The sequence below is a fragment of the Luteimonas sp. J29 genome (genome assembly GCF_000472505.1).
In the GTDB taxonomy this organism is placed as follows: Bacteria; Pseudomonadota; Gammaproteobacteria; order Xanthomonadales; family Xanthomonadaceae; genus Luteimonas.
Window position 1 is genome coordinate 129,076 of the sequence record NZ_AWZR01000004.1, and the last position, 13,713, is coordinate 142,788.

A 13,713-nucleotide genomic window follows, 5' to 3' on the forward strand; every position below is an offset into this window, starting at 1 on the left:
ATACCCCGCCGCCCGGGCGGGACACAGCGCGTGCGCGCGGTTCTTCCACCCCGCGCACAGTTCGATGGCGGCGGCCGTCTGGCCACGGCTCAGTCCGCCTGCCCGGCCGGCAGCCGGGCCACCACTTCGGTGCCGCCGCCCGGTCGCGCCGACACGGCGACGCTGCCGCCCAGCTGGGCCGCGCGCTCGCGCATCGTCAGCATGCCCAGCCCGTTGCCGCGCGACGGGTCGATGCCGCGGCCGTCGTCGGTCACCCGCAGCAGCAGCGTGCGTTCCGCGCCCTGGCCCTCGAGCGCCACCTCGACCCGCGCCGCGGTCGCCGCGGCGTGGCGCACCACGTTGGTCAGCGCTTCCTGCGCGATGCGGAAGCAGGCCAGCTCCACCTCGGCGGGCAGGCGTTCGCCGCCCGTCGCCACGTCCAGGTCGATGCGCAGCCGGCTGTTGCGGGTGAGCAGCGCCACCTGGCCGCGCAGGGCAGGCTCCAGGCCGAGCGAATCGAGCTGCGGCGGGCGCAGCAGCAGCGACAGGTCGCGCAGCTTGTGGACGGTCTGGTCGGCGATCGCGATCACCTCGTCGAGGATCTCGCGCCGCGTCGCCGGGTCGTCGCCGAGCGACGGGTCGGTGAGCGAGGTGGCGGCCAGCTTGATCGCGGTGATCGACTGCCCGATGTCGTCGTGCAGTTCGCGCGACAGGGTGCGGCGCTCGTCCTCCTGCACGGTCAGCAGGCGCTGGGCCACAGTCTGCAGTTCCTCGCGCAGGCGGCGCTGCTCCTGCAGGCTCAGGCTGACCTCGTCGTAGGAGGCGCGCGCGCGCGCGGCCAGGGCGTTCATCGCGTCGGCCAGCGGGCGCAGCTCGCGCGGCATCCGGCCCGGCACGACCTGGTCGGAGTCGCTGTCGAGCGCGAACTGCCGCATCCGCCGCAGCAGACCGCTCACGCTGCGGCGCAGGCGCCGCATCCGCACCACGATCACCAGCAGCACGCCGCCCAGCACCAGCGCCAGCAGGCCGAGCAGCGCCGCGGCGGTGCGCCGCATCTCGGCGTCGAGCATACGGCGCGGTTCCAGCACCAGCAGCCGCCAGCCGTTGTCCAGCGGCACCGACACGACGAGCGCGTCGCCGCCGTCGCCGAGTACGCCGTCGAGCTGGCGCACCAGGCTGCTGCCGCGCGCCACCCGCGCCAGGTCGCGCTCGGGCAGCGGGCCGTCGCGGGCGTCGAGCCGGTGCAGCGGCTGCTGCGCCATCCCGTCGCTGGACTGGACCACGGTCAACTCGCGGTCGAGCAGAAGCAGTTCGAAGCCGTGCTCCTCCAGGCCGTGCGCCGGCACCAGCGCGTCGGCATGCATGGAACCGGCGAGCACCCCGGCGAAGGCGTCGTCGCGCAGCAGCGGCACCGCCACCGCGACCCGCGGCGCACGGTCCGGGCCGCGGCCGCGGTAGACGCCCGAGACGTGGCCGCGCGTGGTCTCGCGCGGCACCTGGAAGTATTCGCGGTCGGCCACCGAGCGGTCCGCGCCCTCCGGCAGTGCGGGGCTCTCGATCAGCATGTCGCCTTCGGCGTCGGTGACCAGCAGGTGCGCGAACGCCGGATAGTGGCGGCTCACCCGCGCCAGGTCGGTCTTCCAGCGCGGGATGTCCCCGATGTCGTCGTTGGCGATGCGGCGGTCGGCCAGCACCTGCATCGCGGCCAGGTGCACGCGCAGCAGGCCGTCGAGTTCGCGCGCGCTGGCGGTGGCGGTGGCGGCGAGCCGCGAGGAGTGCTGGGCGTGCACCGACAGCGAAAGCTGCCAGAGCAGCAGCCCCACCAGCACCAGCACCGGGAGCGCCACCGCCAGCAGCAGGAGCCTGGTGAACTCGCCGAGCAGGGCCCAGCCGGGCCGGGTGCTGGAGGTGGTGGCGTGGTCGTCGGGCATGGCGGCCAAGCTACGGCCCCGGTGGCGGGGCCGCAAGCTTGCTCCGGTCCGGGTCAGAACAGCTCTACGCTGCCCGCGTCCATCGACTGCTGGGTCACCGGCTTGTGCGGCGGCCGCTCCCACTCGCCGCGCATCTGGGCGATCCGCTGGCCGATCTGGGCCAGGGCCTTGCGCAGCTCGGGACCGTCCTGGGAGCCGCTGCGGTGGAGCAGCTCCTGCAGCACCGTCGCCTCGCGGTTGATCGCGCCGAGGCGCTCGAGGTGCAGGTTGGCCGCGGCCAGCGCCTGGGTGGCGATGTCCTCGAACTGCAGCGAGCGCACCGCCTCGGCGACCGAGCCGTCGATGGCCTTGCTGCACTCGGCGATCTCGCGCATGCCGGCGCCGAGGTTGCGGTTGATCTCGTCCACGCGCTCGAGCATCGCCGCGGCCTCGTTGCGCGCCTGGCGGCTGCGGTCGAGGTCGCGCGAGGCCATCGTGCTCACGGTCTCGCGCACGCGGGCGATCGCGTCCTTGGAGCTGTGGGCGAGCTTGCGGATCTGTTCGTTGAACGCGGTCGAGCGCTCGGACAGGTTGCGCACCTCGTCGGCGACCACGGCGAAGCCGCGGCCCGCCTCGCCCGCGCGCGCCGCCTCGATCGCGGCGTTGAGCGCGAGCAGGTTGGTCTGGTCGGCGATCGACTTGACGTCCTCGAGCAGCGAGAAGATCCCGTCCAGGTGCTCGGCCATCGCGTCGATGTGGGTGACGGTGGCGCCGCTCTGGCCGCTCACCGCCTCCAGCGCCTCGACCAGCTGCTCCATCTGCTGGCTGGCCTGGACCGCGAAGCGGTGCACGTCCGATCCGTGGCCGCTGCCGTCGCCGCCGTTGCGGCGGTCGAGGATGCGGGCGGCGACCTCGCTCTGCTGGCGCGAGCGGCGGTTCACCGCGTCGAAGCTCGTGCCCAGCTTGGCCACCGACTCGCGGATCAGCTCGCGGGTGCGCTCGATCTCGGCGCGCGAACCCTGGACCTCGGCGCCGATGAAGTTGCGCAGTTCCTCCAGCAGCCGGCCCTGGTCGCGCACGAGCTCGGCGTCGGCGGCGGGCCGCGCGGCGGTCCAGGCGAACCACAGCCAGGCCAGGGTCATGGCCGCGAGGGCGCCCCAGCGCACGGCGGGCGCGAGGTCCAGCGCTTGGGCCACCACCAGGACCAGGGTGAGCGCCAGAGGCGCTGCAAGACGAAGCAAAACGCGCGAATCCATTGTCGGTCCTGTGGGAGGGCGGGACGGTCTGCCTTGGTAACGGCAGCGCGGGCCGCCGCTTTAGCGCGCGGCGCGGTCCGCGTGGGCGGTCGCGGCGTGCTCGCGCAGCGGCGCGAGCAGGCGCGCGGCCACCTGGCCGAGCGGCACGACCTCGTCCACCGCGCCCAGCGCCACCGCGGCGCCGGGCATGCCCCAGACCACGCTGCTGGCCTCGTCCTGGGCGATGGTCACCGCGCCGGCGCGGCGCAGCGCCAGCAGCCCGACCGCGCCGTCGTCGCCCATCCCGGTGAGGAGCGCGGCGCAGGCGTTGCGGCCGGCGTGCGCGGCCACCGATTCGAACAGCACGTCCACGCTCGGACGGTGCCGGCGCACCGGGTCGTCGTCGCCCAGGCGGCAGATCCAGCGCGAGCCGCTGCGCGCCACCCGCAGGTGGCGGCCGCCGGGCGCGACGTAGGCGTGGCCCGGCAGCAGCGGCTGCTGGTCCTGCGCCTGGACCACGGTCATCCGGCTGTGGCGGTCCAGGCGTTCGGCGAACGGGCCGCTGAAGGCGGCGGGGATGTGCTGCACGATCACCGTGGCCGGGGCATCGGCCGGCATCTGTTCGAGCACCTCGCGGATCGCCTCGGTGCCGCCGGTGGAGGCGCCGATCGCGAGCAGGCGTTCGGTGGTGCGGTAGCCGATCGGGCCTTCGCGCACGGCCGGGGACGGCGCGATGTACGACACCCGCGCGCGTGCGGCCAGCTTGACCTTCTCGGCCAGCAGCGCGCCGTACTCGACCAGGCCGCGGGCGACGTCGACGCGCGGCTTGGACACGAAGTCGACCGCGCCCAGCGCCAGTGCGTCGAGGGTCACCGACGCGCCGGACTCGGTCAGCGACGAGACCATCAGCACCGGCATCGGCCGCAGCCGCATCAGGTTGCGCAGGAAGGTCAGCCCGTCCATGCGCGGCATCTCGATGTCGAGCGTGAGCACGTCCGGCGCCAGGCGCTTGATCTTGTCGCGCGCGATGTAGGGGTCGGCGGCGGTGCCGACCACCTCGATGCCGGGGTCGGCGTCGAGCAGCTCGGACATCAGCGTGCGCACCAGCGCCGAGTCGTCGACGATCAGCACCCGGACCGGACGCGCGCCCATCAGAACAGCTCCACCTCGCCGGCCACGGGCGCGCGCGCCAGGCGGCCGTACAGCGCGCGCTCGACGTCGACCACCTCGTTCCGGGTCGCGGGCAGGCGCCTGACCAGGGTGCGGCCGGTGCGCGGGAAGAAGCCGATCTTGCGCGCCTGGTTGTCGCCCAGGTCCTGGGCCAGCACCGGGATCCGCTCGGCGGCGAGGTAGTCGAGCACGAACGTCGCGTTGCGGGTGCCGATCGGATCGCTGTGGAAGCCGCTGAGCACGTTGCCGCCGCCGAACACCTTGGCCTGCAGGCGGCGCCGGTTGGCGCCGCGCTTGAGCAGGCCGTTGATCAGCAGCTCCATCGCGTTCACGCCGTAGCGCGCCGGCTTGCTGTCGTCGTCATGGCCGCCGGGGAGCATGAAGTGGTTCATCCCGCCCAGCCCGGGCACCGGGTCGTACAGGCACGCGGCCACGCACGACCCGAGCAGCGTCACCAGCGCCACGGGTTCGTCGGTGACCACGTAGTCGGCCGGCAACAGGCGGATCGCCCGGGTCTTCAGCGCGGGATCGAAGTAGGTGCCGTCCTGCGGCGCGGCCACCGCGCTCATCGCGCGTCCCCGGCGTCCACCGCGCGGTACACGGTGCGCCCGCACGGGGCGACCACGTCGGCCGCGTGGCCGAAGCTCTCCGAGTGGCCCGTGTACAGGCGGCCTTCGCGCCCCAGCAGCGGCGCGATCCGCCGCAGCACCTGGTACTGGGTGGGCTTGTCGAAGTAGATCATCACGTTGCGGCAGAACACCGCCGCGCACGAGTCCGGGCGCAGGCCGTAGTCCCGGTCGAGCAGGTTGAGCGGGCGGAACTCGACCAGCGCGCGCAGCTCGGGGCGGACCCGGCACAGGCCCTCGTTGGCGCCGGTGCCGCGCTGGAAGAAGCGCCGCTTGCGCGCCATCTCGAGCCCGGCCACGCGCTCGAGCGGGTACACCCCGCGCGCCGCGACCTGCAGCACCGCGGTGTCGATGTCGGTGGCCAGGATCCGCACCGGCGGAGTCGTGCTGTCGAAGGCCTCGCAGGCGGTGATCGCCAGCGAGTACGGCTCCTCGCCGGTGGAGGCCGCGCAGCACCAGACCAGCAGCTGCCGGCCCGGCTGGTGCATCCCGCGCAGCTGGCTGGCCAGCAGCGGGAAGTGGTGGGCCTCGCGGAAGAACGAGGTCAGGTTGGTGGTCAGCGCGTTGACGAAGTGCTGGCCTTCGCCTTCGGCGTCGCGCTCGACCAGGTCGAGGTAGTCGCCGAAGCGGTCGATCCCGCGCGCGCGCAGGCGCCGCGCCAGGCGGCTGTAGACCATGTCGCGCTTGTGCGGGCCGAGGCTGATCCCGGCGCGCGCGTGGATCATCCGGCACACGCGCTGGAAGTCGTGATCGTCGAAGGCGAAGCCGTGCTCGCCGGCGGTGGCGTGCGCGGGCGGCTCGCGCAGTGCTTCAGCCATGGCACGGCTCCACCGCGGCGGCGCGGGCGGCGGTGCGTTCGGCGAGCCACTGGTCGAACACCGGCCGCGGCAGCGCCCTGGAGTACAGGAAGCCCTGCACTTCGTGGCAGCCGAACTCGCGCAGCAGCATCGCCTGCTCGTCCGACTCCACGCCTTCGGCGATCACCTCCATGTCGAAGTTGCGCGCGATCAGGGTGATCGAGCGCACGATGGCCTTGTCGCCGCGGCTCTCGACCAGGTCGCGCACGAACGAGCGGTCGATCTTGACCCGGTCCACGGGCAGCCGGTGCAGCATCGACAGCGAGGCGTGGCCGGTGCCGAAGTCGTCGTAGGACACGCGGATGCCGCGCTTGCGCAGCTGCCCCAGGGTGCGCTCGGCGACGCCGTCCTCGCGCAGGGCGATGGTCTCGGTGAGCTCGATCTCCAGTTGCTCCGGCGCCAGTCCGCTGGCGGCGAGCGCGGCGTCGACCTTGTCGACCAGGGCGTCGTCGTTGAACTGGGCCGGGAACAGGTTCACGCCGACCTTGAGCCGGCGCCCGCCGGCCGGCGGCCAGCTGGCGGCGTCGCGGCAGGCCTGCTGCAGGATCCAGTTGCCCACCGCCGGCGCGATCGCGCTGCGCGCGAGCGCGTCGATGAAGGCGACCGGCATCAGCAACCCGCGCTCGGGGTGGCGCCAGCGCAGCAGCGCCTCGGCGCCCGAGGGCAGGCCGGTGGCGAGGTCGATCTGCGGCTGGTAGTGCAGTTCGAACTCGCCGTCGCGGAACGCGCGCCGCAGCTCGAGGTCGAGGTGCCGGCGGTCGATCGCCTCGGCCCGCATCGACGGCGAGAAGCGGCGCAGCTGCAGGCTGCCCGCGCGCTTGGCGTGGTGCAGCGCCAGCGACGCGAGCGCCAGCAGTCCGTTGCCGCCGTGCTCGCCCTGGGTGGATGCGTCGAGGCTGCCGTCGAACGCCAGCCCGATGCAGGCCTCGACGTGCACGCGCTGGTGGTCGACCTCGCACGGCCGGGCCACGTCGCGCAGCAGGGCGTGCAGCCGCGGTTCGAACCCGTCCACGCCGTTGGGCGCCTCGAACAGGATCGCGAACTCGTCGCCGCCGAAGCGCGCCAGGTGCGCGTCCTGCGGCAGCCAGGCCATCAGCCGGCAGGCGACCACCTGCAGCACGGCATCGCCGATCTCGTGGCCCAGGGCCTCGTTCACGGCGCGGAAGTTGTCCAGGCCCAGCAGCGCCACGCCCAGCCGCGCGCCACTGCGGCGCAGGCTGTCGATGGTGGCGAACAGGGCCTCGCGGGTGGGCAGGCCGGTGAGCGCGTCTCGTCGCACGGCGCGCGCCTCGCGCGCCGCGCCGCCGGGCTCGGCCACCTCGTGCAGGATCAGCGACACGCCGCGCGTGTCGCGGTCGTGCCAGTCGCAGCGCACCGCGTCGACCAGGCGCAGTTCGCCGGTCGCGTCGCGGATCCGCAGCTGGCGCGCGCTCGGCACGTCGTCGCGCGACTGGCCGTCGCCGTGCAGCCAGTGCGCGACCTGTTCCGGATCGGCCTGCAGCGCCAGCGGGACCAGCCGGTCGAGCGGCTGGCCGGGCATGGCCGCCGGACCGAGCAGGTCGCGCGCGGCGGCGTTGGCGAAGACCGTGCGGCCGGACGGGTCGACCACCAGGATCGCGCTGGAACTGGCGTCGGCCGCCTGCCGGCAGCGCGACGGCGCCCCGGCCTCGAGCGCGCGCTCCGCCAGCATGGCCAGCGGGGCGAGCCGCTCGAGGCTGTCCCCGGGCTCGCGCGCGCCGGCGTCGCCGACGCCGAGCACGCCGACCAGCCTGCCGCCGGGCGCGCGCAGCGCGGCCGCGGCGTAGAAGCGCACCCCGTCGCGCGCGGCGACCAGGGGATCCGCGCGCAGGCGCGGATCGACGCTGGCGTCGGCGACGGCGGCGACGGGCGCGTCGGTGCCGACCAGCGTGGCCAGGGCGCTGCCGGCCGCGTCCGCGCCAGGCGGCAGGCCGCGGCCCGCGACGAGGCGCAGGCCCGCGGGCTCGGCCACCCAGAGCATGGCGCTGCGGCAACCCAGCAACCCGGTGGCCACGGCGAGCAACGCCTCGGCCCCGGCCTGGCCGGTGGCGCCCGGCGCGTGCGCGGCGGGCGTGGACTGGAGCGCGGACGGCTCCGCGGAAGCGGTCTTGCCGGGACTGGCGTCAGGGGCGACCAGGGGCTCGAGCATGGCGACGGTTCCGGAACGGGGAAGGGGCGCGGCGGTCCCGGCTCAGGCCAGGGCGCCGGCCGCTTCTTCCGGTGCCGCCACCGACAGCCGGCGGGTACCGCGCGCGTGCGCGGCGCGCGGCGAGGCCGGCGTGGCGGGCGGCGCCCGATGGGCGCGGAACGTGGCCACGGCCTGCACCAGTTCGCCGGCCTGCTGCTCCATGCTGCGCGCGGCGGCGGTGGCCTCCTCGACCAGGGCGGCGTTCTGCTGGGTGGTCTCGTCCATCTGGGTGATGGCCTGGTTGATCTGCTCGATGCCCGCGCTCTGCTCCTGCGAGGCGGCCGAGATGTCGGCGATGATGTCGGTGACCCGCTTCACGCTGGTGACGATCTCGCCCATGGTCTGGCCGGCCTGGTCGACCAGCTCGTTGCCCTGGCGGACCTTGTCGGTGGAGTCGGTGATGAGCTGCTTGATCTCCTTGGCCGCGCCGGCCGAGCGCTGGGCGAGCGAGCGGACCTCGGCGGCGACGACGGCGAAGCCGCGGCCCTGCTCGCCGGCGCGGGCGGCCTCGACCGCGGCGTTGAGGGCGAGGATGTTGGTCTGGAAGGCGATGCCGTCGATGACGCCGATGATGTCGGCGATGCGGTTGGAGGACTCGGAGATNGCGGACATGGTCTGGACCACGCGCCCGACGACCTCGCCGCCGCGGGAGGCGACGTCGACGGCGCCGATGGCGAGCTGGTTGGCCTGGCGCGCGTTGTCGGCGTTCTGGCGCACGGTGGAGGTGAGTTCCTCCATGGACGAGGCGGTTTCCTCGAGCGAGGCGGCCTGCTGCTCGGTGCGGCGCGACAGGTCGTTGTTGCCCGCGGCGATCTCGCTGGCCGCCGCGTTGATCGCGTCGCTGCCGCCGTGGATCTGGGTCACGATCCCGGCCAGCTTGCGCACGGTCTCGTTGGCGTCGGCGGCGAGCTTGCCGAACTGCCCCGGCAGGCCGGCGTCGGCCTGGCGGGTGAGGTCGCCCTCGGCCACCGCGGCGAGCAGGGTGCCGATCTCGCGCAGGCCGCGGTCGGCGCTGTGCATCAGCAGGTTGAGGTTGTCGATCATGTCGCGGTAGGCGAACTCGAAGTGATCGCTGTCGCCGCGGCGCGAGAAGTCGCCGGCCACGGCCGCGTCCACCAGGCCGCCGATCTCGGCCATCATCGATTCCAGCCCCGCCTTCACGCCGTCCACCGCCTGGGTGAGGCCGGCCTTCTTGCCGGGCAGGCGCGGGAACGTGCCGGACAGGTCGCCGCGTGCGTAGGCCCCGATCAGGTCGACGGCCTGCAGCAGCACCCCGATGTGCGAGAACACCAGCGAGTTCACGTGCCCGGCCATGTCGCGGAACGCACCCTCGAACGCCTCTTCCGGCATGCGGTGGTCGATCTCACCGGCGTCGTGCTGGCGCGAGATCTCGCCCTGGGCGTCGGCGAAACGGCGCAGCGTGGCCTGCATCTCGGCCATCGAGCCGAGCAGCACCGCGAGCTCGTCGTGGCCGGTGGCGTGGATGCCGTCGTCGAGGCGGCCGCGGGCGATCCCGCGCGCCACGCGCGTGGCCTGCTGCAGCGGGCCGACGATGCTGCGCGTCAGCAGCCAGCCCAGCAGCACCGCCACCGCGAGCGCGACCGCCGAGATCACGGCCAGCAGCACGCTGGCCCGGCGGTAGTCCGTCTCCGACCGGTCGTAGGCCAGGGCGGTGGCCTCGTCCTGCAGGCGGATGTTGGCCTCGAGCTGTTCGCGCCAGCGCAGCGCCGCCGGCCCGCCTTCGGCCAGCATGAGCTCGCGCGCGGCGTCGTCGTCGCCGGCCGTGGCCAGTTCGACGATGCGGTCGTTGGTGGCCAGGCTCGCGCCATGCGCGGCATCGGCGGCCTCGCGCAGGCGGGCGGCGTCTCCTTCCGCCGGGAACGCGTACAGCGCCTCGCGCGCCTCCTCGTACTGCCGCCGTGCCTCGGCCAGGGCCTGGCGCTCGGCCGCGATCGCGTCGGGTTCGTCGAGCAGGATCAGGTTGCGCACCGACATCGAGACCTGGGAGCTGGCGGTGTGCATGCCGTGGAGCAGGCGCGACTTGGTGCCGTAGGTGTCGACGATCTGCGCCAGGTGGCGTTCGATCGAGCGCATGTTGAGGAACGCCACCGCGGACAGCAGCGCGAGCAGCAGAACGAGCAGGCCGAAGCCGGCGCCCAGGCGCTTGCCGACTTTGAGGTTGTGGAGGAAGGCGAACATCGGGTGGTCCTGTGGGGAGGGCGGGTGGGGCGGAGGCGGCAGCGGCAGGCGTCGCGGTCCGGTTCCCGGCGCCGCGCGACCGCCGCGTGCCGGGTCAGTGATGGAGCACGGCGTCGCGGCGCGCCGGTGCGTGCGGCGCGGATCGACGCGGGAAGATGGCGGCCAGGGCCGGGCGCCGGACGCGCCGACTCGACGCGGACACGGCCGCGGGCGGAAGGGGATGGGGGCGAATCGGCATGGGTGTCCTTGGCGGAGGTCCGCGTCCTTGCGTCGGCGAGCCGGAGCGCCTGTGGGCTGCGTCCCCGTGGTTATCGGTTGCTGCGCTGCGCAATCCAGTCGCGGAACGCGGCGCGCATCACGATTCCCGAAAAAAACCGTGCGCCTTCGCCGCGCGGCGCCAGGTGTCCGTGCCGCCGTCCGCGCGCGGTGCCAGTGGTGTGGTGTGCGCGGCGTGCGTGGGTGCGAAGCAGCGGCCGTGCCGGTGCCGGAAAAGGACAAGGGGCGCCGCAGCGCCCCTTGCCGTGGACCGCCTGTCGCCGCGGTCAGAACTCCTTCCACTCGCCGTCGGCGTCGGCGTCGGCGACCGCGAGCGCCGCGGCACGCGGCCGCGGCGGAGCGGCAGGCGCCGTGCGCGCGACCGGCGCGGACGCCGCCGCCAGGCGCCTGGCCGGCGCCGCCGGCACGGCCGGCGCGGCCGGCGCGGCAGGCACCGCGCCCGCGGCGGGCAGGTCCGTCGCGCCGTCGAGCTGGAAGCGGGCGACGTTGCGCGACAGCTCGCCCGCCTGTTCCTGCAGGCTGCGGGCGGCGGCCGTGGCCTCCTCGACCAGGGCCGCGTTCTGCTGCGTGGCGCCGTCGAGCTGGTTCACGGTCGCGTTGACCTGTTCGATGCCCAGCGACTGCTCGCGCGAGGCGGCGCTGATCTCGCCCATGATCCCGGTCACGCGCTGTACCGAGGACACGATCTCGGCCATGGTCCGGCCGGCGCGGTCGACGCGCTCGGCGCCTTCGCCCACGCGCGCGACGGAATCGGCGATGAGCGCCTTGATCTCGCGCGCGGCCTCGGCCGAACGCTGCGCCAGCGAGCGCACCTCGGCGGCGACCACGGCGAAGCCGCGGCCTTCCTCGCCGGCGCGCGCGGCCTCGACTGCGGCGTTGAGGGCGAGGATGTTGGTCTGGAACGCGATGCCGTCGATCACGCCGGTGATGTCGGTGATGCGGTGCGAGGCCTCGCTGATCGCGGCCATCGTCTCCACCGCCTCGGCCACCACCCGGCCGCCGTCCCCGGCGACGGTGCCGGCGCCGCTGGCGAGCTCGTTGGCGCGCTGCGCGCTCTCGGCGTTGCGGCGCACGATGTCGGTGAGCCGCTCCATCGAGGCCGCCGTCTCCTCCAGGCTCGCGGCCTGCTGGCTGGTGCGCGTGGCCAGGTCGTCGTTGCCGGCGGCGATGCCGGTCGCGGCCTCGTTGATGGCGCGCGTCGCGCGCTGGATCCCGGCCACGAGTTCGGCCAGCTGCTCGACCGCGGCGTTGGTGCTGGCCTTCATCTCGCCGAACAGGCCGTGCATGTCGCTGGTGATGCGCTGGCGCAGGTCGCCGCGCGCGAGCGCGTCGAGCACGGTGGCGGTTTCGCGCAGGCTGCGTTCGGTTGCCTGGATCAGGCGCTCGAGGCCGCTGCCGACCGACAGCATGAAGCCGGTGGCGCCGGCCAGGTCGAAGCGCTGGCTGAAGTCGCCCTCGGCGGCGGCCGCGACCACGCGCTCGAGCTGGCTCTCGAGCGCCAGTTCGACGGTGCGGTCGCGCCATTCGGCGACGGTGCCGAGGCGTTCGCCCTGGCCGTCGCGCACCGGCGTGGCGGTGACGTCGAAGGTGCGGCTGCCGAACACCGCCCGGTAGCGCAGCGTCGAGTCCAGTGCGCGCAGGCGCGCGCGGTGCGCTTCGGGGGCACGGTCCAGCGCATGCAGCGCGCTGCCGTCGATCGACGCGACCGAGAACCCGGGCACCACGCTGCGCAGGTCGGCTTCGGCCTCGCCGAGCATCTTCCGCGCAGCGGGGTTGGCGTAGATGATCGCGTCGTCCGCGTCCGCCACCAGCACGCTGGTCGACGCCGCGTCCAGCGCCGACTGCACCCGCGCCATCTGCGCGGCCTCGCGGCGCCTGGCCTCGATCTCGAAACCGAGCCGGATCTGCATCGACTTGAGCCCGAGCAGCACGCGGCCGACTTCGTCGTCGCGGTCGATCGCGATGTCGCGGGTGTAGTGGCCGCAGGCGAAGTCGCGCAGGTGCCCGACCGCGTCGTCGAGGCGGCCGACCACGTCCTTCCACAGCCACCACGCGCTGTAGCCCGCGGCGCCGGCGACCACGGCCACCAGCGACCACAGCAGCCACGGCGCTGCGCCGGAGAGCGCCAGCGCGACCAGCGCGGCGCACGCCGCGCCGCCGCCGGCGGCGGCCAGCAGCAGCCGCTGGCGCAGGTCCATCCGCCACAGCGGGTTGAGCGCGCGCAGGCGGTCGGGTGGGGCCACGGCGCCGTGCTGGATGCGCAGCGCGCCGCCGCCGGCACGCATCTGCGCGTACTGGCGCTCGGCCGCCTCGATGGCCTCGCGCGAGGCGCGGCGGCGCACCGACATGTAGCCGACGTGTTCGCCGCTCTCGTGGTAGGGCGTCACCTGGGCCAGGACCCAGTAGTGGTCGCCGTTCTTGCGCCGGTTCTTGACCATGCCCACCCACGGCCGGCTGGCCTTGAGCGTGCGCCACAGGTCGGCGAACGCCTCCGGCGGCATGTCGGGGTGGCGGACGATGTTGTGCGGCTGGCCGACGAGTTCGGCCTCGGAGTAGCCGCTGACCTGCACGAACTCGGGATTCGTGTACACGATCACGCCGCGCAGGTCGGTGCGTGAGACGAGCAGGTCGTCGCCTTCGAGTACCAGTTCCTTGCCGGTGACGGGGAGGTTCTTGCGCATGGCGGGTCCTTGCCGGACGACGATTGCGAGGGAGAGGTTCAGGCCGCTTCGGCGGACACCAGGCCCATGATCTCGTGGCCCATCAGGCGCTCGATGTCGAGCAGGATCAGCATCCGCTCGTCGAGCGTGCCGATGCCGGTCAGGAACTGGCGGTCGATGGTGGAGCCGATCTCGGGCACCGCGCGCACCTGCTCGGGCGCCAGGCGCACCACGTCGGACACGCTGTCGACGACCATGCCGACCACGCGCCCGCCGACGTTGAGCACGATCATCACCGTGAGCGCGTTGTAGTCGGCCCTGGCGAGGCGGAACTTCAGGCGCATGTCGACCACCGGCACGATCACGCCGCGCAGGTTGATCACGCCCTTGATGTAGTCGGGTGCGTCGGGCAGGCGGGTGACGGCGTCGTAGCTGCGGATCTCCTGCACCTGCAGGATGTCGACGCCGTACTCCTCCTCGCCGAGTACGAAGGTGAGGAACTCGCCGCTGCCGGCGAGGCCGTCGGCGGCGGTGGTGGCGTCCTGGAGGGTCTGTTCTGGCGTGGTGGACATGGGGTGGTCCTTGGATCGGATGC

At 73.9% G+C, this 13,713-nt stretch carries 9 protein-coding genes; all 9 read right to left on the reverse strand.

Translation table 11 applies throughout. The features are described from left to right. Window positions 1–89: 89 nt before the first annotated feature. On the reverse strand, window positions 90–1,910 hold the full coding sequence (locus LUTJ29_RS0107595; protein ID WP_027072002.1) for an ATP-binding protein: 1,821 nt from the start codon (window positions 1,908–1,910) through the stop codon (window positions 90–92). Between the two features lie 53 nt (window positions 1,911–1,963). After that, a complete protein-coding gene (locus tag LUTJ29_RS0107600; RefSeq protein WP_027072003.1) occupies window positions 1,964–3,145 on the reverse strand; it encodes a methyl-accepting chemotaxis protein in 1,182 nt (393 codons plus the stop codon). Between the two features lie 60 nt (window positions 3,146–3,205). After that, window positions 3,206–4,276: a chemotaxis response regulator protein-glutamate methylesterase gene (locus tag LUTJ29_RS0107605; protein WP_043740833.1), complete on the reverse strand. Its 1,071-nt coding sequence runs from the start codon at window positions 4,274–4,276 to the stop codon at window positions 3,206–3,208. Then, window positions 4,276–4,863, reverse strand: coding sequence for a chemoreceptor glutamine deamidase CheD (gene cheD / locus LUTJ29_RS0107610; RefSeq protein ID WP_027072005.1), 588 nt, complete (start codon window positions 4,861–4,863; stop codon window positions 4,276–4,278). The genes LUTJ29_RS0107605 and cheD overlap by 1 nt, the downstream gene beginning before the upstream one ends. Then, window positions 4,860–5,738, reverse strand: coding sequence for a CheR family methyltransferase (locus LUTJ29_RS0107615; RefSeq protein WP_027072006.1), 879 nt, complete (start codon window positions 5,736–5,738; stop codon window positions 4,860–4,862). The genes cheD and LUTJ29_RS0107615 overlap by 4 nt, the downstream gene beginning before the upstream one ends. Beyond that, window positions 5,731–7,944 (reverse strand): EAL domain-containing protein, encoded by a 2,214-nt coding sequence (locus LUTJ29_RS16645; protein ID WP_051322818.1) that lies wholly within the window; start codon window positions 7,942–7,944, stop codon window positions 5,731–5,733. The genes LUTJ29_RS0107615 and LUTJ29_RS16645 overlap by 8 nt, the downstream gene beginning before the upstream one ends. A 42-nt stretch (window positions 7,945–7,986) precedes the next feature. After that, a complete protein-coding gene (locus LUTJ29_RS19135) occupies window positions 7,987–10,182 on the reverse strand; it encodes a methyl-accepting chemotaxis protein (RefSeq protein ID WP_051322819.1) in 2,196 nt (731 codons plus the stop codon). A gap of 542 nt (window positions 10,183–10,724) precedes the next feature. Further along, a complete protein-coding gene (locus tag LUTJ29_RS19140; RefSeq protein WP_043740835.1) occupies window positions 10,725–13,139 on the reverse strand; it encodes a methyl-accepting chemotaxis protein in 2,415 nt (804 codons plus the stop codon). Window positions 13,140–13,177: 38 nt separating this feature from the next. After that, the gene (locus LUTJ29_RS0107640; protein ID WP_027072007.1) at window positions 13,178–13,690 is read right to left on the reverse strand and encodes a chemotaxis protein CheW; all 513 of its coding nucleotides are present in this window, start codon (window positions 13,688–13,690) and stop codon (window positions 13,178–13,180) included. Between the last annotated feature and the right edge of the window lie 23 nt (window positions 13,691–13,713).

Bases quoted from the DNA above. Each gene is read 5' to 3' on its own strand.
- LUTJ29_RS0107595 (WP_027072002.1), bottom strand. From the start codon at position 1,910: ATGCCCGACGACCACGCCACCACCTCCAGCACCCGGCCCGGCTGGGCC.
- LUTJ29_RS0107600 (WP_027072003.1), bottom strand. From the start codon at position 3,145: ATGGATTCGCGCGTTTTGCTTCGTCTTGCAGCGCCTCTGGCGCTCACC.
- LUTJ29_RS0107605 (WP_043740833.1), bottom strand. From the start codon at position 4,276: ATGGGCGCGCGTCCGGTCCGGGTGCTGATCGTCGACGACTCGGCGCTG.
- cheD (WP_027072005.1), bottom strand. From the start codon at position 4,863: ATGAGCGCGGTGGCCGCGCCGCAGGACGGCACCTACTTCGATCCCGCG.
- LUTJ29_RS0107615 (WP_027072006.1), bottom strand. From the start codon at position 5,738: ATGGCTGAAGCACTGCGCGAGCCGCCCGCGCACGCCACCGCCGGCGAG.
- LUTJ29_RS16645 (WP_051322818.1), bottom strand. From the start codon at position 7,944: ATGCTCGAGCCCCTGGTCGCCCCTGACGCCAGTCCCGGCAAGACCGCT.
- LUTJ29_RS19140 (WP_043740835.1), bottom strand. From the start codon at position 13,139: ATGCGCAAGAACCTCCCCGTCACCGGCAAGGAACTGGTACTCGAAGGC.
- LUTJ29_RS0107640 (WP_027072007.1), bottom strand. From the start codon at position 13,690: ATGTCCACCACGCCAGAACAGACCCTCCAGGACGCCACCACCGCCGCC.